This is a genomic window from Dyadobacter sp. CY327, assembly GCF_021390415.1.
Classification (GTDB): Bacteria; Bacteroidota; Bacteroidia; order Cytophagales; family Spirosomataceae; genus Dyadobacter; species Dyadobacter chenhuakuii.
The window spans coordinates 116,882-139,858 of record NZ_JAJUXJ010000007.1 but is presented as its reverse complement, the minus strand read 5'-3'; the positions used below and the strand labels follow the sequence as shown (position 1 = coordinate 139,858).

The 22,977-nt window shown below is 45.8% G+C and carries 18 protein-coding genes; 8 read left to right on the top strand and 10 right to left on the bottom strand.

Features of this window, described 5'->3' with window-relative positions; translation table 11 throughout:
* Nucleotides 1-37: 37 nt before the first annotated feature.
* Nucleotides 38-1,408 (bottom strand): site-specific integrase, encoded by a 1,371-nt coding sequence (locus tag LZG74_RS16795; RefSeq protein WP_233797690.1) that lies wholly within the window; start codon nucleotides 1,406-1,408, stop codon nucleotides 38-40.
* Between the two features lie 153 nt (nucleotides 1,409-1,561).
* On the opposite strand from LZG74_RS16795, the gene LZG74_RS16790 reads away from it, so the two are divergent.
* The 3 genes from LZG74_RS16790 to LZG74_RS16780 all read left to right on the top strand — a co-directional run bounded on the left by LZG74_RS16790 (nucleotide 1,562) and on the right by LZG74_RS16780 (nucleotide 5,839).
* Nucleotides 1,562-3,799, top strand: coding sequence for an FUSC family membrane protein (locus LZG74_RS16790; RefSeq protein WP_233797689.1), 2,238 nt, complete (start codon nucleotides 1,562-1,564; stop codon nucleotides 3,797-3,799).
* Nucleotides 3,800-3,809: 10 nt separating this feature from the next.
* On the top strand, nucleotides 3,810-4,883 hold the full coding sequence (locus LZG74_RS16785) for an NADH:flavin oxidoreductase/NADH oxidase (RefSeq protein ID WP_233797688.1): 1,074 nt from the start codon (nucleotides 3,810-3,812) through the stop codon (nucleotides 4,881-4,883).
* Between the two features lie 80 nt (nucleotides 4,884-4,963).
* Nucleotides 4,964-5,839 (top strand): DMT family transporter, encoded by an 876-nt coding sequence (locus tag LZG74_RS16780; RefSeq protein WP_233797687.1) that lies wholly within the window; start codon nucleotides 4,964-4,966, stop codon nucleotides 5,837-5,839.
* Here LZG74_RS16780 and LZG74_RS16775 read toward each other — a convergent pair whose 3' ends face one another.
* From LZG74_RS16775 to LZG74_RS16765, 3 genes are all read right to left on the bottom strand, one after another.
* A complete protein-coding gene (locus LZG74_RS16775; RefSeq protein WP_233797686.1) occupies nucleotides 5,840-7,897 on the bottom strand; it encodes a PAS domain-containing protein in 2,058 nt (685 codons plus the stop codon).
* A gap of 51 nt (nucleotides 7,898-7,948) precedes the next feature.
* Nucleotides 7,949-8,398, bottom strand: a complete 450-nt coding sequence (locus LZG74_RS16770) for a response regulator (protein ID WP_026629914.1) — start codon at nucleotides 8,396-8,398, stop codon at nucleotides 7,949-7,951.
* A gap of 131 nt (nucleotides 8,399-8,529) precedes the next feature.
* Complete coding sequence (locus LZG74_RS16765) at nucleotides 8,530-11,001, bottom strand: TonB-dependent receptor domain-containing protein (RefSeq protein ID WP_409014499.1); 2,472 nt, start codon at nucleotides 10,999-11,001, stop codon at nucleotides 8,530-8,532.
* Between the two features lie 224 nt (nucleotides 11,002-11,225).
* Between LZG74_RS16765 and LZG74_RS16760 the strand changes: the two genes are divergently transcribed.
* From LZG74_RS16760 to LZG74_RS16750, 3 genes are all read left to right on the top strand, one after another.
* Nucleotides 11,226-12,554, top strand: coding sequence for an MATE family efflux transporter (locus LZG74_RS16760; RefSeq protein WP_233797685.1), 1,329 nt, complete (start codon nucleotides 11,226-11,228; stop codon nucleotides 12,552-12,554).
* Between the two features lie 149 nt (nucleotides 12,555-12,703).
* Nucleotides 12,704-14,329: an NADP-dependent glyceraldehyde-3-phosphate dehydrogenase gene (locus LZG74_RS16755; RefSeq protein WP_233797684.1), complete on the top strand. Its 1,626-nt coding sequence runs from the start codon at nucleotides 12,704-12,706 to the stop codon at nucleotides 14,327-14,329.
* A 218-nt stretch (nucleotides 14,330-14,547) separates the two neighbouring features.
* Nucleotides 14,548-16,845, top strand: coding sequence for a PAS domain-containing protein (locus LZG74_RS16750; RefSeq protein WP_233797683.1), 2,298 nt, complete (start codon nucleotides 14,548-14,550; stop codon nucleotides 16,843-16,845).
* Nucleotides 16,846-16,931: 86 nt separating this feature from the next.
* Here the strand turns inward: LZG74_RS16750 and LZG74_RS16745 are convergent, their stop codons facing one another.
* The 3 genes from LZG74_RS16745 to LZG74_RS16735 form a co-directional block, all read right to left on the bottom strand.
* Complete coding sequence (locus LZG74_RS16745) at nucleotides 16,932-17,288, bottom strand: hypothetical protein (protein ID WP_233797682.1); 357 nt, start codon at nucleotides 17,286-17,288, stop codon at nucleotides 16,932-16,934.
* Between the two features lie 130 nt (nucleotides 17,289-17,418).
* Entirely contained in the window at nucleotides 17,419-17,913 is a 495-nt protein-coding gene (locus LZG74_RS16740) for a response regulator (RefSeq protein WP_233797681.1), read from the bottom strand.
* Nucleotides 17,914-18,209: 296 nt separating this feature from the next.
* On the bottom strand, nucleotides 18,210-19,172 hold the full coding sequence (locus tag LZG74_RS16735) for an MBL fold metallo-hydrolase (RefSeq protein WP_233797680.1): 963 nt from the start codon (nucleotides 19,170-19,172) through the stop codon (nucleotides 18,210-18,212).
* Nucleotides 19,173-19,360: 188 nt separating this feature from the next.
* Between LZG74_RS16735 and LZG74_RS16730 the strand changes: the two genes are divergently transcribed.
* Nucleotides 19,361-20,989 carry an alpha-amylase family glycosyl hydrolase gene (locus LZG74_RS16730; RefSeq protein ID WP_233797679.1) on the top strand — a complete coding sequence of 543 codons (1,629 nt, stop codon included), beginning with the start codon at nucleotides 19,361-19,363 and terminating at the stop codon, nucleotides 20,987-20,989.
* Between the two features lie 97 nt (nucleotides 20,990-21,086).
* Nucleotides 21,087-21,368 (top strand): hypothetical protein, encoded by a 282-nt coding sequence (locus tag LZG74_RS16725; protein ID WP_233797678.1) that lies wholly within the window; start codon nucleotides 21,087-21,089, stop codon nucleotides 21,366-21,368.
* A 73-nt stretch (nucleotides 21,369-21,441) separates the two neighbouring features.
* On the opposite strand, the gene LZG74_RS16720 is transcribed toward LZG74_RS16725, so the two are convergent.
* The 3 genes from LZG74_RS16720 to LZG74_RS16710 form a co-directional block, all read right to left on the bottom strand.
* Nucleotides 21,442-21,906 (bottom strand): PA2169 family four-helix-bundle protein, encoded by a 465-nt coding sequence (locus tag LZG74_RS16720; protein ID WP_233797677.1) that lies wholly within the window; start codon nucleotides 21,904-21,906, stop codon nucleotides 21,442-21,444.
* A 165-nt stretch (nucleotides 21,907-22,071) separates the two neighbouring features.
* Nucleotides 22,072-22,650: a Crp/Fnr family transcriptional regulator gene (locus LZG74_RS16715; protein ID WP_233797676.1), complete on the bottom strand. Its 579-nt coding sequence runs from the start codon at nucleotides 22,648-22,650 to the stop codon at nucleotides 22,072-22,074.
* 16 nt (nucleotides 22,651-22,666) lie between these two features.
* The gene (locus LZG74_RS16710) at nucleotides 22,667-22,972 is read right to left on the bottom strand and encodes a response regulator receiver protein (RefSeq protein ID WP_233797675.1); all 306 of its coding nucleotides are present in this window, start codon (nucleotides 22,970-22,972) and stop codon (nucleotides 22,667-22,669) included.
* Nucleotides 22,973-22,977 lie beyond the last annotated feature (5 nt).

Here is a 22,977-nt window from a genome sequence, read left to right as displayed (position 1 = left end):
CAAATACAGAGTATAACAAGCATAAAAGGCAACGACGCTAATCAGACTTATGGCTTGGTATCAATCCCGCCATGTATCGATGTGCATCTACGTCCTCAAATGATCCCAAATACCCTTGGGTGGTAGCTAGACTAGAATGTCCAAGAGATTGAGAAATAAAAGACAGGGGTACCTCAGCACGCGCAAGTGTTGTTGCAAACGAATGTCTGGCTGCGTAAGTAGTTAGGTCATCCTTGATGTTCAAGTCTTTCGCAATTGCGGCCATATTTGTATTAACCCTATTTATCGTTTTGATAATAGTGTATAGCTTTTCTCTTTCCGACATTTGATTTGTTAGAAAGCCAAAAACATAATCATTCTTGTCATCGCTCGGAACAGACCACCGCTCTAGTATTGCTTTCGCTTCGGGAAGTACTCGGATCAGTACCTTCGTACCTTTTTCATCCTTTGTGTCTTTGGTTTTGTTTCGGATAAATATAATCCTATCCTTATCTTCATTCACACTCTCCCACTTCATGCGGCAAATGTCAGCAAAATTTACGCCGTTACAGAGATAAGAAAAGAGCCACATATCTCGCCCAAACATTCGATTTGATTTTTTACTTTCATAAGTCATTAGCTTGATAATTACATCAGAGGCCAGCGCCTTTTTAGGCTTTCTTCCTTTGGGGATTTTGTACCCCTTCCCTCCTATTGGAAATTCTTGCTGAGTGATTACGCCCTGGTCCACAGCTCGGCGTAAAACTTCGGAAAAGCAGTTTGTGTAGTATGCAATCGTCGTCATACTGACAGGCTTTGCTGTCTTTCTGTGCCGGTGCGTACCTCCTTTCTCGAGCATGTACTTCTCATAACTTTTGAGGAAGTCAGTCGTCACAATGGAGAATGGCACCATTGGTTTTGATGAGGATGTTAAGCCTGCATGCACGGCAAACCTCGCAAGACTACCATGGGCAGCTATAAAGATCTTCTCACGACTATGCTTCTCAAGGTCTGAAAGCTCCGCAATTCGCTGTTGCAAAGCGGCTAACATGTCTGTATGCACCTGTTTTTTTGAAGGTTCGTTGAAGTCCAACTTTGCCTGAAATGACTCAAATGTGAATTTGTCATCCAGCGTAGCAATGATTCTCTGAACCTTATCAAGCGGAGATTGTTTCAATGATTCAGACAGTGGGTCAAAATACTCATTACCATATATCATATTCCAGAGGTTTCGCTGATCCTCATCCTTTACCCTGCCAGACAGTCCAAATTTGTTTTTCTTTAAAAAATCTACATCTTTCGCTGGAAGCATGAATCCAGTTGGAACAAGTTTTTGTTTCTCATTAAAGTACACCGAGATCTTGACAGAAAATAAACCTTCTTTCATTCGGCGTTTGTCAAAAAAAATTGAAGCGGAAGCTGTTTTCATGGTATTAAAAATTCACAATGAAATTCACAATGATAGATTACGTAATGGACTGTATTGATATCGTAAAAGACTAACAATTTCACACTCGTTAAGACATTAAATGCTTGATAATCAATTTAATATACAAAAAGAATTATCAAGAATCAAGTAAGTATGAATTACCTCGACGAATTCAAAAAGTTTATTTCAAGTCATTACCTTTCCACGGGCGTAAGATTAACCTTGGGTGCGGTTGTCCCGAGCCTTATTTTTCAACATTTCGGCATATTGGGCGAGATGATCGCATTCCCGCTGGGCACATTGCTGATTGGATCAACGGACAATCCCGGCCCTCACACCAGAAGGCGCAACTCACTGCTCATTGCCATTGCGACGTGTTTTTTGGTTGCATGCATTACCGGCTTTCTCCGGCACATTCACTTTATCATATTTCTCGAAATCGTTGTTTTCGGGATGTTCTTTTCGCTGGTCGGTGTTTATGGAAACCGGGTGAATAGTATCGGCCTTATTGCCTTGCTTGTTTTTGTTTTCAACATTGATGATCATTTGAGCGGTGACATGGTGCTGCGCACCGCCGCCATATTTGCGGCTGGCGGGATCTGGTATTTTGTCCTGTTTATGATCTTACAGAAATTGCTTCCCTATAAGCTGATCCAGCAGCTTTTGGGAGAAAATTTCGTGGAATTAGGCAAGCTGCTCTGGATCAAAGCAGGGTATTATTTTGCAAATCCTGACTATGACGACCTCTTTAACCGGATGATCCACCAGCAGGTTACACTCCGTGAAAACCACGAAAACCTGCGAGAGATACTTTTTAAAACACGGGAAATCGTTACAGAATCGACGAACAAAAGCCGGATCCTGATGCTGATGTTCCTGGATAGCATCGACTTATTCGAAAGAATCCTCAACTCGCAGCAAAATTACGCGAACCTCCACCGGGCATTTGATCACACCCAGGTTTTACGGCTGTTCGGCACTTATATTACCTGGTTATCAGCTGAGATCCAACAAATTGGCCTTGCAATCCAGAGTGGATCACCCTCCCACCCCAAGCGCGACCTGGACGAAGCATTTAATAAATGTCAGCGGGCTTTTGAAAATATGCGTGAGCATAAAATGACGCACGATAACATGGAGGATTTCATGATGTTGCGCCAGATTCTCAATAGTTTGCAGGACGTTACAGAACGTGTGAAAAAGCTGCACCGAGCGACCACGTATGATGCAGAGGTGGGTAAAGGTTATAAATTAAATGTTGAAGCCGAGAATTTCATTCCGAAGCAAGAATACCATCCCCGCATCCTGCTGGACAATCTTTCGTTGAAATCCAGCCATTTCAGACATGCATTAAGGATTACGTTAGGGCTTCTGATCGGCTATATTATTTCCCTTTTTCTGACGGTGGGTCATGGTTACTGGATTCTCCTGACGATTGTTGTGATCCTTAAACCAGCTTTCAGCATTACAAAACAGCGGAACGTACACCGGATCGGGGGAACGCTTGTGGGCGTTTTCACAGGTTTCATGCTGTTGTATCTGATCCAGGACGGGACTGCATTGTTCATCATTATGATGCTCGCAATGATCATGGCTTACAGCTTTTTGAAGATCAACTACTTCATTGCTTCCACAACCATTACATTATATGTCATCCTTTCTTTCAATTTCCTGAACCCGCAGCAGATTACGGCGGTTTTACATGACAGGGTCATTGATACGATCATCGGATCCATTATCGCTTATCTGATTTCGTCTTACGTGCTGCCGGTTTGGGAGCATACGCAGATCAACCAGTATATCCGCGATGCACTGGATGCAAACCGTAAGTATTTTGACGTTGTAGCAGCGAAATTCACAGGAAAAGACCTGGATATCAACGAATTAAAGGTGCTCCGGAAGGATGCGATCATTGCGATGGCGAATTTGTCGGATAACTTTCAAAAAATGCTGTCAGAGCCGAAACGGCAGCAGTTGAACATGGAAGAATATCACCAGTTCGTTGCCACAAGCCATATGTTGACGTCCTACATTGCATCGCTCTCGACCTATGCGCAAACGCTGGAATATTCCGAATTTTCGGTTGAATTTGAAGTCATGATCAGGCAGATCGACCGGCAGATTAAAGCTGCTACGGACATTATTGAAGGAAAGCTTGAAAACACTTTTGAAATAGCCCGCGAATCATTGCCCCAAAACCAAAAGCTCGTAGCGCTTCTGGCGAAAAGAAAGAAGGAAATCAAAGAAATGGGAATTGAAAAGGCAGACCAGTCGCCAGCCCGGAAAATGTTGTCGGATTTAAAAACGATCAACGGACTGTTTGAGCTGATCAGTACGATTACCATTGATGAGATTAAAATCCTTCAAAAAATTAAAACATTAAAAACCTAACATTCAACGCATGTCATCCCTATTATTCACTCCGCTTACCATTAAAAGTGTCACATTAAAAAACCGTATCGTTGTTTCTCCCATGTGCCAATATTCGTCTGTGGACGGATTCGCCAATGACTGGCATCTGGTGCATCTGGGAAGCCGCGCCGTGGGCGGAGCATCCTTACTGATTGCCGAGGCCACATCCGTTTCTCCGGAAGGCAGGATTTCACCCGAAGATCTGGGTATCTGGAAAGATGAACACATTGAGAAGCTAAAACAGATCACCACTTTCATCAAAGGGCAGGGAGCAGTTCCGGGCGTGCAGCTTGCCCATGCTGGCCGAAAAGCCAGCACCTATCCGGCTTGGAAAGGTCGTGGCCAGGTGCCCGAAAATGAAGGGGGCTGGCAACCATTGAGCGCGTCGGACATTCCTTTTCATCATTCGGAAAAGGCGCCGCTTGCCTTGGATGCGGATGGCATTCAAAAAGTGATTTCAGATTTTGGTAAAGCAGCCAAACGGGCTTTGGACGCAGGTTTCAAGGTTATAGAGCTTCATGCAGCGCACGGTTACCTGATCCACCAATTTTTCTCACCGCTCAGCAATGTACGTACAGATGCGTATGGCGGCAGTTTTGAAAACCGCGTACGCATTCTGATCGAGATCATTGACGAAGTTCAGAAAGTCTGGCCGGCAGAGCTGCCTTTATTTGTGCGCATTTCGGCCACGGATTGGGCAGAAAATGGTTGGGACGAAGATCAATCGGTTCAATTGGTGAAAATATTGCAAACAAAAGGTGTGGACCTGATCGACGTGTCAAGCGGCGGACTGGCTTCTCACCAGAAAATCACAGTTGGCCCATCTTATCAGGTGCCTTTCTCCGCAAAAATCAAGAAAGAGACCGGTGCCCTGACAGGTGCAGTCGGATTGATTACTGAGGCAAAACAGTCGGAAGAAATTTTACAAAATGGCGAAGCCGACCTGATCATTATGGCAAGGGAGCTGCTGCGTGATCCTTATTTTCCATTGCACGCGGCACACGCACTTGGCGAAGACATTACCTGGCCTATTCAATACGACCGGGCAAAGCCAACTCTTTAATCAGGAAGACTTCGACAATGTCCTTGAAGTGATGCGGGTGAGTTGAATGCTTATCTTTGCAAGAATTTATTTTATTAGTAATGAATCCGCGCGTCAGCCTTCTTATCGGACTTGTAAGCATTAGTATTTTCCCTGTTTTGGTCAAATGGGCACCGGTTTCAGGGATTACTTCTGCTTTTTACAGGATGTTGTTCGGGTGCCTGTTTTTGCTGCCCGGCATGCTGTATACGCAGAAATTCAATTGGCCTGCAAGGAATTTATGGATTCCAATTGTGCTCTGCGGGATCATTTTCGCGACTGATATAGCCGTTTGGAACCTTTCTATTCACTATTCCAATGCGACGCAGGCAACGCTATTGACGAATCTGGCTCCTGCCTGGGTGGGAGTCGGATCGTTCTTTTTCCTTAATAACAAGCCAAAAGCAAGTTTCTGGATCGGGACGCTTATTGCGGTTGCGGGAATGGTGGTGCTTATCGGTCCGGCGGCTTTTTTTGAAATGCGTCTGGACAAAGGTTTTGCGCTGGCCCTGCTCTCCGGCATGCTGTATGCTTCTTACATGCTGATCAGCAAACCGATTCTTAACCGATTGAATATCGGCAGTTTCATGACCATTAGCATGGCGGTTTCTTCTGTCTTCCTGCTAATTGTCTGCTTAATCTTTGGAGAGCCGCTTTGGAATTTCACGCCTGCTATTTGGACCGTTTTTGCTGTTCAGGGTCTGATATGCCAATTGATCGGCTGGCTGGCGATCAGTTATGCAGTTCAGAAAATGGACGCGCAGCGCGTTTCCCTGAGCCTGTTGAGCCAAGCGGTTGTTACCGGATTGCTTGCCTGGGTTTTTATTGATGAAAAAATAACCTGGCAAATGATCCTGGGCGGCGTTATCATTCTCACCGGCATTGCCATTACATTTCAGAAATCCCGCAACCATGCCGACAGCGAATCAAGTTTTTAATCAGAGCGGCAGATAAATAATGAAAGTTGAGCCTATTCCTGGCTTGCCAATGGCATCGATCAGGCCCTGATGATTTTCTATAATTTTTTTACAAATAGCCAATCCGATGCCCGTTCCTTCATAAGCGCTTCGGTTGTGCAGCCGCTGGAATACCTGGAAAATGCGGTCCTTGAACTGGGGATCAAAGCCAATCCCATTGTCAGAAAATGACAGATATTGATAAGTCTGGTTCGCCTCAGCACCATTGACCGGGATAAGCTCGCCCGAAATGCGGCCCGACCGGATGACGATAACAGGACTTGTATCAGTTTTGGTAAACTTAATGGCATTGGCAATCAAATTCGTAAAAAGCTGCTCAAACTGATATTCAATAATGTTCCAAACGGGCAGTGTATCGCTAATGACTTCTGCATTTGCCTGATGGATCAGATCCCCGAGCTGCTCTTTTACGCTCTGCAAGACCAAATTTAAATCGATTTCTTCATAGTGCTTTTCAACCGCATTCGCACGCGAGAATGCCAGCAGATCTACAATCAGCTGCTGCATCCGGGTAGACGAGGCCTGCATCCGCTGAAAATAATCCTTACCCCGCGCAGACAAATTTTCGTTTTCGGTTTCCAGTATCCTCGTCGCGAATGTCTGGATTTTCCGCAATGGCTCCTGCAAATCGTGGCTGGCCACATAGGCAAATTGCGCAAGTTCCATATTGGTCTTCACCAGCTCGCTGTTGGCAATGGTAAGCTCTTTTGTACGGAGCTGAACCTGGGATTCCAGCTCGTCAGCCAATGTTCTGTATTTATCTTCGCTTATTTTAAGTGCTAATTCGTCCTCTTTCCGGTCGGTAATGTCCATCATGGTGCCGAGCATCCGGTGCGGACGGTGATGCTCGTCATACATAATTTTTCCCTGTGTCCGGATCCAATGGATCGATTGGTCCGGGTGGATGATGCGGGCCTCGTAGTAATAGGTGCCGGTCTCCAAAGCAATCTGGAAAGCTTTTTCCACCACAGCTTTCCTGTCATCCGGATGGATCAGCTCACGCATATCCTGATGCGTCAGAAGTTTGGTTTCTTCAAATCCAAAAATAGTAGCAAGGCGGCCGGAATAGATAATGTGCCTGGTTTTCAGATCCAGATCCCACGTAGCAAGCTGCGTTCCGTCAGTGGCGAGGGAAAGCCTTTCCGCAGCATCCGTAATCTGTTTGCGAAATGTTACTTTGTCGGTAACATCATTCAGGGAGATCATTATGCCCGAAACTTCATCATCTGCTTCAACCGTAGGCGCATATTGGAAATCCACATAATGTTCCTTCGGGCCATCGGGGCCGCTAATGATCATGGATGCCTCGCTGTCCCGGTATAATTTGCCTGTCTGGTAAGCATTCCTAAGGATTTTACCCATATTCTGGTGTTCCAGCTCGGGAAAAACGTCAAACAACCTTTGCCCGACCACTTCATGCATTTGCCGCCCCCAGAGGTTGGTAAGCATACTTTCGTTGGCAAGGCTGATCACAAACTCCGGGCCTTTCACAATGGCCTTGGCAAATTGCGACTGAGTAACCAGCGTCCTGAACTGCGTTTCGCTGCGTTCAAGCCGGTGTTTGGCAAGCACTTGCTGGGTAACCTCCGTCGCAACCACAAATATGCCCGAAATCTCACCTGTTTCCTCGGTAATGGGCTGATATACAAAATTGAAATAGCATTGCTCCGGCTTGCCGAAACGCCTCATCGTAATCTCAAACTCATTCCCGTTATAGGCAATGCCTGTTTTGATCACATTATTGAGGATTTCTTCAATGGAGACCCTCACCTCGGGAAGTGTAACAAACAGCGGTTTATTGACAAACTCCTCTTCACTTTTATCAATGATACTGAGATACGTATCATTGGCCATCTCCACAAAAAAATCAGGCCCCCGCAGGATAACTATTCCCACGGGCGCCTGTCTCATTGTATTTCTAAACCTGCTTTCGCTATCGACTACGTTAGTCTGCACATTGTAAGATTCTGTTTTGTTGACACGATCATCTGAATCCGTGTGCTGCTGTAAGTTGTTCACTGCTTTCTATAAAAGATCTTTTTACAAACTTAGGAGGTGAACAATTGAGGATTAGTATTGATAGTAAAAATTTTCTGCAACCGGCTTCCAATTATGCTTAGCCCAGTCGATATCGAGGATCTGCTTAATGGCCTGTTTCAGTTTGGGGAAAGATCCTGGTTTCCTTATAAAGAAATTGGCTCCCTGTTCGTGTACTTTCCGCACCATTTCCTCTTGTCCGGTTGTCGAAAAGATAACAACGGGAATCGACTCCCAAGCTTTTGTACTCCTGATTTGTTCCAGGCACTCAAAACCGTTTTTTCTGGGCATGTTCAGGTCCAGAAAAATCACGTCTGGCGGCGGCGGAACGTTATTTTCCATTAAATGGATCAATTCAACCCCGTCATTTGCCGTAGTAAGTTCCGTCGATGTGCTCACCTCTCTCAATGCATCTTCGAACAGCATGCAGTCATCTGCATCGTCGTCTGCAAGGAAAATAGTTTTATTTGGAATAGCGCTCATAATACGGTATTAAATTTCTCAGTTAACGTTTTCTACTGGCCTTCGACAAACATGGAGAATTCATTCAATGCATTTTCAGCCAAATCATAATAAAGTTAAAAAAGTTTTACCGTTTAATAAAATTTCGGCGCTTAAAATTCGCCTTCAACACCTTCCTTCGGTTTCTTCTTTGCCTGGTGTAATCTGTAATTTAAAGTCAGGTTGATCTGCCTTCTGCGGCCTTGCGAATTGTTCACCGTGTAGAAATTCGCCCCTTCAATGACCGACCTGAATTTACGCGAGTTGAAAACATCTATCACGCTCAGCGTCAACGTCCCATTGTTCTTCAAAATATCCCTGCTGGCAGCCAGATCCAGCGTAGCCAATGCTTTGCGTTTGCCCTGTGGAGTCTGTTGCGGCGCTTCGTAATTACCCCTTAACTGGACGTCCGTATTCTTCCATAATGTGAAGCGCGACATCATCCGCACGAACCAGCTGTAAGTATCGCTCTGGAAGTCTTCGTCCAGGCCCGTCCCGTCCGTAATTGCGCGGAAAAAGTTGACGCTTCCATCGAGCTTCCACCATTGATATGGTGTAAAAGAGCTCGTGAATTCTGCGCCGTAGGCATCTTCGGTGCCCAGGTTTTCGGGACGCGTGTAAGAGCTTCCGTCTTCCTGCACCCTTCTGATACTCGTAATTTTGCCATTCGTATGGCGGTAATATAGTGAAGACGTCAGCGAACCTTTGCCCATATACTTAATGTGCCCAAACTCAAATGCATTGGTAAATTCCGGGTTAAGGTCCGGGTTGCCACTCCAATAATTACGATTGTCACTATAAGTCGCAAAAGGGGTCAGGTCATTATATTGCGGCCTTCGGACGCGACGGCTGAAACTCAGCTGGAATGCGTTCTGCTTGGCAAAATCGTACGTCACATGGACGCTTGGGAATAAGTTCGCATAGTTGCGTTCATTCACTTCGCGGGTTTGCTTTAATTCTGTTGTAACACCTGTCCATTCAGCCCGCAAGCCAGCCTGATAAGAAAATTTGCCCGTTTTATTTCCAACAATCCCGTAGGCTGCATTGATATTTTCTTCATACAAGAAGTCATTAGTCAGATTGGGCAAAGTAATCCAGCCTTCGCTGGTTTCCTGCGTGACCGCATAGTCGTTTGTCATATCGCGTGAACTGCTTCTTGCCCCGGCTTCCAATTTCCCGTCTTTTCCAAAAGGATGCACATAATCCACCTGAAAAAGCAATTGTTTTTCTGTCTCATAGTTCACGGCACGTTGCAGCAGCGGCGGAATATCCGATGGACTGCCGTCGGGCCGGTAAACATTCTCCCGGTAATACTGGTCCGAATCCTCCCAGTTGTCGAGATACCGAACGTCAGCCGTAAGCTCCTGCCCTTTCTTGTTAAATGTCTTCCTGTAAGTCAGCGAATATTCAGAGTTCGGTTCCGTTTCGGTCTCGTCCTGCGTCCGGTTAGTGAAGCTTGTCAGGTTGTTGACGCTCCCCAGATAATCCCTGTATTTTAATGTTGAAAAGCGTTTTCCTTTGCTGGTGCGCCAGGTGTAGGAACCGGTCAGAATATTTTTTGGATTAAAATAATAATCTATTCCGCCGCGTGCGCTGTTGTTCATCCCTTTGAGATTGGATGTCATATCCCGCTCCATAATAAAGGTCGAATCGTTGCGGTAAAGCTCCTGGTAGAGGTAATTTTTCCCGGGCGTATTCCGGTAAGACAAGGTATAATTGATGAAAAAATTCAGGTTTTTGCGACGATAATTTACATTCGCAGCCGCGCCATAATTGGTTGGATAGCCTGTTATGATGTCAAATGAGCCATTAATCCCCTCTTTACGCTCTTTTTTTAACACAATATTAATTACGCCACCCATCCCCTCGGCCTCATATCGGGCAGAAGGATTGGTAATGATCTCGACGCGCTCGATCATGCTTCCCTGCAATTGCTGCAAGCCGCTCGCGCCCTTGATACTCACCAACCCGGAAGGTTTACCGTCAATTAATATACGCACATTTCCGCTCCCCCTGAGACTGACATTGCCTTCCACATCCACAGCAACGGATGGAATGTTAGTCAGGATATCCACGCCTGTTCCACCCGCATTAGCAAGATCTTTTCCCACATTGAAGATCTTTTTATCCAGCGATAATTCCATTGAGCTTTTCTCCGCCTGCACGGTGACTTCATCCAATGTCCTTGCCGATCCCGAAATTTTAATGGTGCCAATATTCAGCGGTGAGTTGGCGCCGGTAAGCTTGATATCCTGGGTGATTTGTGGTTTATAACCAATAAATTCGGATAACGCATAGTAGGAACCCGCAGCGATATCGACAACGAACCCTCCCGTTTCATCCGTAATGGCACCTGCTGTAAAAGTGCTGTCCGCAGTCCGGAAAAGCCTGATGCTCGCATATCCCAGCGGGCTGTTGTTCTGACCATCAACGATCTTCCCGGTAACGGTCAATTTATTCGCAGTTTGCGCAAGCAATGGCTGACAGCCGCAAATAATCATTAATAACACTCCCAATCTGGCAAACGTATACGTTACCGTTGCCCTACCGGCCCCTCTCGCTGCAATGCTGCTTTTAATAGCCATTATAAAATTTTGTAAGCGTTCTATCGATATTCTCTTTTTTGTACAAATATAGAAACCTATTTTCTCATTGTTTTTACTCTACCAACTTACTGGACAGACGAATAATTCCGGGGTTGACCTGGACTGTTCACAGATATTTAAAGAAGTTGACTTTGCATCGAATCAAAGTTTATCCGGATGGGTTATCTAACTTTGCATTCTTTTTTAGTATCTGTTAGCGTGCCATGAAAACCGAAGCATCACAAACATTAAAATTAGCTTTACCCATCATCATCGGAGAACTTGCCCAAATGGCCCTCCACCTTATTGACAGTGCGATGGTCGGCGCGATCAGCTACAAGCAACTCGCCGCCGCCGCCTTGGTCATCAATGCCATGAATATTCCTTTTGTGATCGGCATAGGAATGACTATTTCGGTTTCCCAAATGGTTTCTCTGGCCAACGGGCGCCGCGATTCCCAGCTGGTTTCACATTATTTGTTCAATGGTTTTTGCCTTTGCGCATTAACGGCCGTTGCCATCTCGCTTACGCTGGTTTTTGGAAAAGGCTTGCTGCATAACCTGGGACAGGATCCCGAAGTGGTGGAGCTGGCGATCCCGTTTATGAAATTAATGGGCTTGTCCATCATTCCCATGCTGCTCTTCATGACCTTGAAACAATTTGCGGACGGCCTGGAATATACCAGGACGGCCATGATATTGTCGCTGGCCGGGATGCCGCTGAACATTCTGCTGAACTGGCTGCTTATCTACGGCAACTGGGGTTTTCCACGCCTTGAATTGGAAGGTGCAGGCTGGGCAACATTGATCACGCGGTCCTGCATGTTTCTGGCGCTGGCCGCCGTTGTTTTAAAGCACAAAACCTTTTCGCGATACATTGCTGTAAGCAGCAGTCAATGGAAATTTAAAGCGCAAACCTGGCGGGAGCTGCTGCATATTGGCATTCCCAGCAGTTTGCAGATTGGTATGGAGGCCGGGGCATTCGCTGTTTCGGGTATCATTATAGGAACATTGGGCGCGGTGGCGCAAGCTGCGCATCAAATTGCATTAAGCAGCGCATCGTTGACATTTATGGTTTCTATGGGCCTTGCGCAGGCGGGCTCGATCCGCGTAAGCAACGCGCTGGGCAGGAAAGATTGGCTTAAAATCTTTGTTATCGGAAAAAGCACCATTCTCACCGCATTGATTTACGGAACGCTATGTGCGATCCTGTTCTCGGTTTTCAGATTCCAGATCCCTACCCTGTTCAATAAGAACACAGAAGTTCTGGCGCTGGCTGCACTCCTCTTATTGTTTGCAGCCGTATTCCAGATCTCCGACAGCACCCAGGCGATCGGCGCGGGGCTTTTGCGTGGGATTAAGGATGTAAAAACGCCAACCGTCCTGATTGGCGTGGCCTATTGGGTCATTGGGATTCCGGTTGGCTATCTGCTGGCATTTCACTTCGGTATGGGCGCTGTGGGCATGTGGCTGGGCCTGATCCTCGGGCTGACGATGGCTTCGATCTTTTTGATCACCCGGTTCTTCAAAATGACAAAACATAGTAATATTTGACAATTTTAAGTCATTTTATGTCGAAATCAATCCATTAAAGAATTGTAAAGTCCGCTAAGTTTGTTTCCGTATTAGGGATAAAATGGCTAAACCTCGTCATCATCCCAGTGTGTTAAAAATGTTACGGTTTCACAATAAATAATGACTCAATGGATTTCAATTCCACGTTAAAAAACATCTTTGTTGAAGAACAAGACATTCCCGCAGCGTTTTTGCTGCCTTCATTGATCCACCAGCGCGAGTATCTGAGCAATGGCGAAATGAAGACCTGGGATGGCCCTGTGCATGAGGTTTACTCACCTGTTTGTATCAAAACAGAAAATGGCCTTGAACGCAAACTGATTGGCAGTTATCCGATATGCACAGCCGACGAAGCAGCTGCTTCGCTGGACGCTGCTGTTGCCGCTTACAACAATGGCCGTGGCGAATGGCCTACGATGAGTGTTGCCGAACGAATTCACTGTGTGGAGCAATTTACCGGTAAAATGATCGAGCAAAAGGACATTATTGTAAAGCTCATCATGTGGGAAATCGGAAAGTCGTTTGCCGATTCAACCAAAGAATTTGACCGGACCGTTGAATACATTTACGCAACCATTGATTCTCTGAAAAACCTGGACCGCGACTCTTCCGGGTTTGACATTGTGGACGGCATTGCCGCTCAGGTAAGACGCTCACCCTTAGGAGTTGTGCTTTGTATGGGACCATTTAATTACCCCTTAAACGAAACTTTCACAACCCTGATCCCCGCATTGATCATGGGTAACACGATACTTTTCAAACCTCCGAAGTTTGGTACATTGCTGCATTATCCTTTGCAGGAAGCATTCATGAACAGCTTTCCAAAAGGCGTAGTGAATGTGATTTACGGCCGTGGCAATGCGATTGTTCCGGGGCTTATGCAGTCCGGGAAGATCAATGTGCTCACATTGATCGGTTCGAGTAAAGTGGCCAACGAACTGAAAAAATCCCACCCGAAAGTAAACCGCTTACGTGCAGTGCTGGGTCTGGATGCGAAAAATGCAGCGATCGTTACGCCGCATGCAGACATTAACCTGGCTGTAAAAGAGATCATTACGGGCTCGCTTTCCTTCAATGGCCAGCGTTGCACGGCTTTGAAGATCGTCTGGGTGCACAGGAGCATTGCGGATCAATTCCTGAAAGAGCTTTGTGATGCGGTCGGTGAATTGAAATTCGGGATGCCGTGGGAAAAAGGCGTCGCCCTCACTCCCCTGCCCGAAACCAATAAAATTGAATATCTGAACGGCTGCATTTCTGATGCACTCGAAAATGGCGCGCAGATCATGAATGAAAACGGCGGCGCTTCGGAAGGCTCGTTCTTTTATCCGGCTGTGGTTTATCCGGTCAATGATAAAATGAAGCTTTATTACGAAGAGCAATTCGGTCCTATCGTGCCCGTTGTGCCGTTTGATGACCTGGAAGAAACGATTGAATATTTAATTGAATCTACACACGGACAGCAGGTTAGCATATTCAGTAACAATGCCGATGAAGTTGCTTCGCTGATCGATCCGCTCGTAAATCAGGTGAGCCGTGTGAATGTGAACAGCCAGTGCCAGCGCGGTCCGGACGTGTTCCCATTCACCGGACGCAAGGACAGCGCGGAAGGAACATTGTCTGTTGCCGACGCGATCCGCTCGTTCTCCATCCGCTCATTGGTTGCATTTAAAATGAACGAAGCGAATAAGCAGCTGATCAACGAAATTGTTCACGAGGATACTTCCAACTTCCTGAGCACTAAATTTATTTTTTAAAAATACCCGTGTTTTAAGCTAAGTGATATTCAAAAAACCGCAGCAGATGTCACAACGAGTGTTTGGACATTTGTTGCGGTTTTTGACTTTTATACTGCACATTGCTTAAAAGCAGCAGGCTAAAAATCGCCCAACTAGTTTTACAAATTCACCTTCCAAACAGTAACATTGCAATATAAATTATCTTAATTTAGATGAATATTGGAACAGGTTAGCTAATGAGTTCAGTGTTTACAATCGAGTCTTTGGAAATGGTGATTTCCGGTATAAATGCCGGAATATGGGATTGGGATTTTGAAACAAATAAGCAGACTTGGTCAGATCGGCTTTTCGAACTTCTTGAATATCAGCCAGATGAAATCACGCCGGGTTACGAGAATTTCACAGAAATGCTCGTCCATCCCGACGACCGGGTAATTGTGAGAATGGCAATCAATGCCCAGCTCGAACAAAATATCCCCTACAATGTGCAGGTCAGGCTGCGCACAAAATTTAAAGGTTACCGCTATTTCGAATGTTGCGGAAATGCCAAGTTTATCGATGGAAAACCGGTGCGAATGGTGGGTTCCATCACGGATATTCACGAACGCTATTCGCTGCGGGAAAAGCTGAGCGTAGTTTTTGAACGTTCAACGGATGCTCATTTACTGATTGACAGCCAGGGCGTCATAGACTGCAACAAAGCAGCCGTAACAATGCTGCGATGCAAGGACAAGAGCGAGCTGCTCTCAATTCATCCCGCGAAATTTTCACCTGAATTCCAGCCGGACGGAAGGCGCTCTGACGAAAAATCATTGGAAATGGACCGCATAGCGCACGAAACGGGTTACAACCGCTTCGAATGGATCCATAGGCGCCTGGATGGCGATGAGTTTCCGGTAGAAGTGACGTTGAATCCGGTCCATGTTGATGATAAGATGGTGCTCCTGGTGGTATGGCACGACATCAGTCACAGGAAAAATGCGGAAGAATTAATCAGGCGGAATGAAGCCATGCTTGCTGAATCCCAACAACTTACACACAGCGGAAGTTGGGAAGCGGACCTGGTTACCAACCAGAATTACTGGTCCGATGAAGCATTCCGCATCTTTGGCCTCGAACCCAATTCCACGGGCCCGAATACGGAGCTTTTTTCTAAAATGATCCATCCGGATGATATGCACTTATACATTTCGCATATCAAGGATGCTGTAAATAACCTGAACCCGGCGAGCTTTGACCTGCGGATTGTGCTTCCGGATGGTAAGATCAAGTTTATCCATGCCATAGGAAAGCCGTTTGCCGACCATACCGGGCGTGTCGTGAAGCTTTACGGCGCCATTATGGATATTGATGCGCAAAAGAAAAATGAGCAGGAACTGATCAAAGCGAAGGAACAGGCAGAGATGGCGGCTGTGGCGAAATCCCAGTTTTTGTCCACGATGAGCCATGAGATACGGACACCTATGAACGCAGTGATCGGTTTTACGCATTTGCTGCTTCAACACGATCCGAAGCCGGAGCAGATGGAATATCTGAACATTCTGAAATTTTCGGCTGAAAACCTGCTGGTGCTTATCAATGATATCCTGGATTTCAGCAAGATAGAAGCCGGAAAAATTGAGTTTGAGGAGGTCGATTTTAACATTCTCGTATTACTCGAAAACATCCGTTCCGGCAGTATCCAAAGAGCCGACGAAAAAGGGATCTCACTTGAATTGAATGTGGATGAGGCACTTAACCTCAATGTAATAGGCGACCCAGTTCGCCTGGGCCAGATCCTAACCAATCTGGTAAGCAATGCTGTGAAGTTTACCGAATTTGGCAAAGTCACAATCTCTGCTTCCATAGCAAAGCGTGATCCGGATTCTGTAACCATTGACTTTGAAATAAAAGATACCGGAATCGGAATTCCGCCTGAAAAGCTGGATAACATCTTTGACAGCTTCACGCAGGCAACTTCGGATACGACCAGAAAATACGGAGGCTCGGGCCTTGGCCTTACGATAACAAAAAGACTGCTGGAATTGCAGAAGAGCACCATTAACCTGCGCAGCAAACCAGGAGAAGGTTCGGCCTTTTATTTCAGCCTTACATTTAAACGAAGTAAAAAACAGATTCCGGCCCAAACCAGCCACTCCGTTACGGATATTAAGAGCCTGAAAGGCATGAAAGTGCTGATCGTTGAAGACAATGCGGTGAACATTTTCCTGATGAAAAACTTCATGAAGCAATGGGAAATAGATTACGACGTGGCCGAAAACGGACTTATCGCTTGTGAAATCGTGCAGCAGAATGACTATGATCTCGTTTTGATGGATTTGCAAATGCCCGAAATGGACGGCTACGAAGCCACAGCTAAGATCCGGTATTTGCCCGACCCGAAATATGCGCAGCTTCCTATCATTGCGCTTACAGCCTCGGCTATGCTGGACATTAAGGATATTGCCTTCAAAGTAGGCATGAACGACTACATTAGCAAGCCTTTCACGCCCAACGAATTATACGCAAAAATCGCTGCTTACAGAAAAAAATAAAGGCAACCGCCGATGACCGGAAGTTGCCTTGAAAGAACCGCAATAAATTGCGAATAGGTGTGTGATTGTTAATTTTTGTATAGGTGTCAGGCAGTTTGTAAAAAGATCACCCGTTTGTAATATTCCGGGTCGTATTTTACCAGCACCTGGCTGCCTTGTTTCATCGCATCGTATTTGGAGTAGGACAATGTTTCTGTTACTTCTGCAACGAAGTCCGTGCCTTTCGGATGCTGGATTTTTACTTTCATCTGGTATTCGGGTAAATTGTTCAAATACTCGCCGGTCGGTTTAATGTTGAGGACCGTTGCATTTGCTTCAATGCCTTCACGTAGGATTTTTTGCTTTTGTTTTGCTCTGTGATTTTTCCGGATAGTGGAAAAGATCCAGAAAATTATCATTCCAAATAATATGATCGTCGCGCCGATCTCTCTATTACTTTCCACGGTTCTGATAGTTTTGAGTGACGTTCAAAATAACCGAAATTGAGCCATAAATCCGGTATTTGTGTTATCAAACGGTTTTACACTTATTAAATGGCAGGCCACCAGGTATTATTACGCGGTAACAAATGCGTTATTCATCGTGATCCAGTGTCGTTGGCTTCTGTTCAATCTTTGGCTGGCTGATCTGTGGAAGCTTGTTGTAATCCATCCAATAGTGACAGATCGTTTCCAACATGTAACGCAGTTCTTCGAACTCGAGTGGTTTCAAAAAAAACGAGTTAGCGCCTGCCATGTAACATTTACTGATAATGTCATTTGAATCGTCACTGCTGAGGATAACGATCGGCATGGTTTTCCATTTCGTTTTTGCATTGTCCGGTGTCCGGCGGAGTAGTTTCAGCACTTCGAGCCCACTGATGGCTGGCATTTGCTGGTCAAGTATGATTAGCGCGGGAAGTCTTCCAGCGTAGTCCGGGGAGGATTGCAGGATCAGAAATTGATATAATTCACTACCGCCTTGGAAAAAACGCACATGATAATTGGGAAGAAATTTGTTAAAGATTGTCCGGACAAGATATCTATGATCCGCCGAATCGTCTACTAGGTAAATCTCTCTTTGATCCATTTTTATGATAGTACTTATTTACTTTCACTTTAATCCTTACGAATTAAGAAAATGGACGTAAAAAATCATTCCTGTCAGCAACCCTGGCTGGCATGGAAAAGTTAACAGGTGAACTATGGAATTAAGTATATAAAGTTGTTGACAGAGGGCACACATTTCTACATAACGTCAGGTCAGAAAATGTCGTTTCCATGCTGGCATGGCAGATTCGTTGCTGGCATAGCACATGACGATCGTTTCTGTACCTGACGTTATGAAATAAGTTTTAGACGCTAAGCTATACTCTTTGCTTTTGTTTAATAGCTCTTCCGAACCTTATATTTTGAAAACAAAGCCCAGCCAAGCGCCGCCGCTGCGGCAACTGCCCCAACTGTAAACAGTACTTGATAAGGTTCAGCAGTTTCTTTCGGCACAGACACAATTCCTTCGCTATCCGTAATGGCAGGGCTCATTACATAACGGCCTGTGCTTGGCACCGCTTTCTCTTCGAAGTAATAGGCAAGTTCCAGCAGCTGCTGTTGCATTTCCTTTCCGTACATCGGTTTGCCATGGCCCGTCGCAAGCACATTAGGCAGTAACGAGGCAAGCTGGTCTACCGAATCTTCTGCTTTCAGCCAGTTGCAGGTGAAATATTTTGGAGGACCACTTAAGATTTTCTTTTGTAACAAAACCGCCGTTGCCGACTCCTGTTTGGTTGTTACCACAGCATCGCCCGCTATCAGCACTTTGTCTTTTTCGCGCCAGAAACTTACGTGTCCGGGTGCATGCCCGGGCGTATGAATGTATTTCCATTCGGGCATGAAGGGAATGTCGGCCGTTATGCCCGGGAACTCGCTTACCCGACCCTGCAAGTCAATCGGACTTGACGAATAAAGGTCAGCCATATAAGCCATAAGCCCGCCGCCTACGCTGGAATCCGGTGGTGGATAGCTGGATTTTCCCCTGAGATAAGGCAATTCCAAATAATGTGCATAAACGGGCACGTCCCACTCTTCCGCCAGTTTTTTCAGAGACCCAACATGATCGAAATGACCGTGCGTAAGCACAATTGCCGCCGGCTTCGCTCTTTCCCCAAAAAGCTGGCTTACCATTTTCTTGATTTTTGGATAGGCAGATTTAAGCCCGGCATCTATCAGGACCCAGGACTGATCCTCCTTATTTTGGACAACATATACATTCACCATAATGTCCGTCAACCCCCAAACGCCCTCCGCAACTTTGAAGAAAGCGTCTTTTTCCTGTGTTGTTATTTGCTCCATTTGAATACTCGTTTTGGTTAACAGATCTTAAAAGATACCCCGGCGATCTAAAAACTGTGCCACAACATTCATTAATACATTTCATTGTAGGAATGATGCAACTGACTTGTCGCTACGATCGCTCTTACCATTCTTGTAGGCTCGATTTTTTACGTCTAAAGGCTTTTGAATGATCAAAACCCACAATTATGGAGCAAGGAATAACACAACCATCTGTAAAGTCACAGCATTTCTGGTGGCAAAATGGCGTTATCTACCAGATCTATCCAAGGTCTTTTCAGGATTCAAACGGTGATGGTGTTGGTGATCTGCAAGGCATTATCAGCAGGCTCGACTATTTACAATGGCTGGGTGTTGATTGCGTCTGGCTCTCGCCGATATTTTCTTCGCCAATGGCCGATTTCGGTTACGATATATCAGATTATCAAGGTATACACCCGCTTTTCGGGACAATGGAAGATTTTGATAAACTGCTCGGCGAAGTCCACAACCGGGGCATGAAGCTGCTTCTGGACCTGGTCCCAAACCACACATCGGACCAGCATCCCTGGTTCCTGGAAAGCAGATCTTCCAAGGACAATCCCAAACGCGACTGGTATATCTGGCACGACGGGAAAGCCGATGGCGGGCTGCCTAACAACTGGCTGAGCGTTTTTGGCGGACATGCCTGGGAATGGGACGAAGTTACCCAGCAATATTATTACCACGCTTTTTTGAAAGAACAACCTGACCTAAACTGGCGCAACCCGCAAGTGCAGGAGGCCATGATGAATGTAATGCGCTTTTGGCTGGACAAAGGGATTGACGGTTTCCGGGTGGATGTCATGTGGCATATGATTAAGGACGAGCAGCTGCGCGATAATCCGCCGTTCCCAGGTTCAACATTTGACCCGAACGATCTGATTTACGACCACTACACACCCGTTTATTCCACGGACCAGCCCGAGGTGCACGAAATTGTACGCATGATGCGCGCTGTTACGGACGAATACGACGATCGCGTGCTGATCGGTGAAATTTATCTGCCGATTCACAAGCTGGTTACCTATTATGGGCAGGACAACAAGGGTGCTCACTTGCCATTCAATTTCCAGTTACTCACATTGCCTTGGGATGCGCCTGCAATTGCTATGGCGATTGATCAATATGAAGGCGCATTACCAGCCGAAGGGTGGCCAAACTGGGTGCTGGGAAATCATGACAAACCCAGAATATCCAGCCGCGTTGGCCGTGAGCAGGCAAAAGTCGCCGCGCTCTTGCTGCTGACATTGCGCGGGACGCCTACTATATATTACGGAGATGAAATCGGAATGCGCGATGTGGCGATTCCAATGAACGAAATTGTAGACCCGCAAGGCCTGAATATGCCCGATCTGAATATCAGCCGCGATCCCGCCCGCACACCTATGCAATGGAGCGGCGAGATCAACGCAGGTTTTTCAACTTACAAGCCATGGCTGAGATTGCCATTCAACTCCGGACGGGTCAATGTTGAGAAGCAAAAAGAGGATGCGTATTCCAAACTGTATTTTTATCGGAAACTGATCAGCCTCCGCAAAGAACATGCAGCGCTGAATGTCGGATCTTACAGGCCTGTTTATGCGGACCAGCAACTGATCTCTTATCTGCGCGAATCGGGCAATGAAAGATTTCTGATTGTTTTGAATCTGAGTCACAGGCCTGCCTATTTCAAACCCAGACAAGAACCTTACTCGGGTACGGTTATCCTCGGAACAGAAATTGAACGCATCGGCATGCAGGTTGAAGATATCATTACTTTGGGCGGGGACGAAGGGCTGCTGATCCGGCTTTCCTGATGGCCACCCATCATTATGTTAATCTAAATAAATATTTTAACAGAAGACTAATGTCTTAGCATAAGCTTATAACATCCAACTAAACAAAAGACCAAGTATGAAAGCGTTAAAATCAATCATTACCATGTCCGCCTTTGCCATCTGCATGTCACTTGCTTCTTGCGGAACAGTGAACGACTCCGAAAAAGGAAGCGAAGGTTCAGGAAGCAAGTCAGAAACAACGCCTAACGACAGCAGCGGAGCCGCAAGTCGCGCAGCAACAGGCGTGGGTGAAGATAACCAGGATGACAGCCTCGGCTACCCATCCAACCAATCCAACCTGAATGCTGATTCTACCAGTAGCAAGCATGATGATGAATCTGTGAAGAAACCACAGTAATTCATTTGAAGATTATGCATAAAAAAAGGGCCGATTTGCATCGGTCCTTTTTTAGTTCGTTGATGATGAATGGCTATTGGGACATTCTAGCTGAATCACGAAGACGTTTGATTGTGTCATGCCCGTCTTTCAGGATTGCTTTTTGTCTTGTTATTAATGATCTCAAATCCGGCGTTAACTCATCAGATGCCAGGGCCGTTTCATAGGCCTTTTGCGCAGCATCTTCCCCGAATTCCGAATTTTCGAGTGATGTTTTTCTGCCATCGCTGCTGAATGCTGATTTTACCTCCATCCAGGTTCTGTATAATTTACCCGAAACCATAGTGCCTGTCGCAGGCTCACCGCCTAACGCTGTAACCTCTCTTTTAAGTTCGGAAGCAATTTCACGGCTATGGTCTGCCAGGTTGGAATATAGTGATCTTAGATCTGTGTCCGAGCTGTCTGTCTCGTCAGTTGACTTTTTATATCCTTCAACGCGGTCGTTATTAATCAGGATTAAATCATTAAGTATGTCTACTACTGCTGAATTACTTGCCATGACTTGTTTGTATTTGGTTATGTCAGGCATTCATCAACTATTGTTCCACTGCCGGAATGGGCCGAAAAAACAGCCAAAAGCACTTTTGGATTTGTGCTAACCAATAAATTTGTGGAGCTTTTTGCGCCGTATACATATAAATAAAGAAGTGACTACCAGCTGCACCTATTTTTCGCTTAGCTTTTTACGCACTTTACTTAGAAATTCAGGAGAAAAACCCAGGTAGGACGCGATGTAGTGCTGGGCAACACGTTGTGGAATGGCGGGGTAACGGTTAAGAAAGTCCAGGTATTTTTCAACAGCAGTGGTTGAAATGGTTCTGAAAAGACGCTCCTGCAACTGAGCCAGGTTTCGCTGCACCATCAACCGGAACATCCGTTCAAAGCCGGGCACTTTGGCCAGCAGCTTATCCTTGGTTTCGGGCGTGAGTATAAGCAGTTCGCAATCTTCAAGCGTTTCAATGTAAACCAGTCCGGGTGTCTGGTTCTGGAAGCTGGTAATGTCACTCACCCACCAATCTTCAACCGCAAACTGCAATGTAACTTCTGTACCCGAATTGTCTATGTGATAGGTCCGTATGCAGCCTTTCAGAATGTAGGCTTCGAATTGGCATATTTCCCCTTCCTGTAACAGAAAGCTTTTTTTGGGGTATTTTTTAAAATGAAGCAAAGAATCAAAATATTCGAGATCCTCAGGTGCGAACGTCATGCACCGCAACGCGTAATCATTTATTTTTTCAAACATGCTTCAATTTTTCGATTTAACGCTGTGTCAGCGCGTGCTTGATTTCGGAGTAAAGCAAGCCGCTTCCGCCTCCATAATGCCGCATACATACCGTTTGAGGCGCAACCGTCTCGCATAAGCGCAAAATTTGCGATTCTGCTTCCCCATCCACGCCGACGCCTAAAAGTACTAAATCAAATTTATTTATCTCAAAAGCCATCCTGGCTTCATCCAAACTGTTCACGCCCGTTCCATTCCACTGATCGTTTTTGTTGATCAGGCGGATCATGGTTTCCAGGATCTCCGCATGATCAGCCAGAACGAGAATATTTATATTTGCCATTTTGT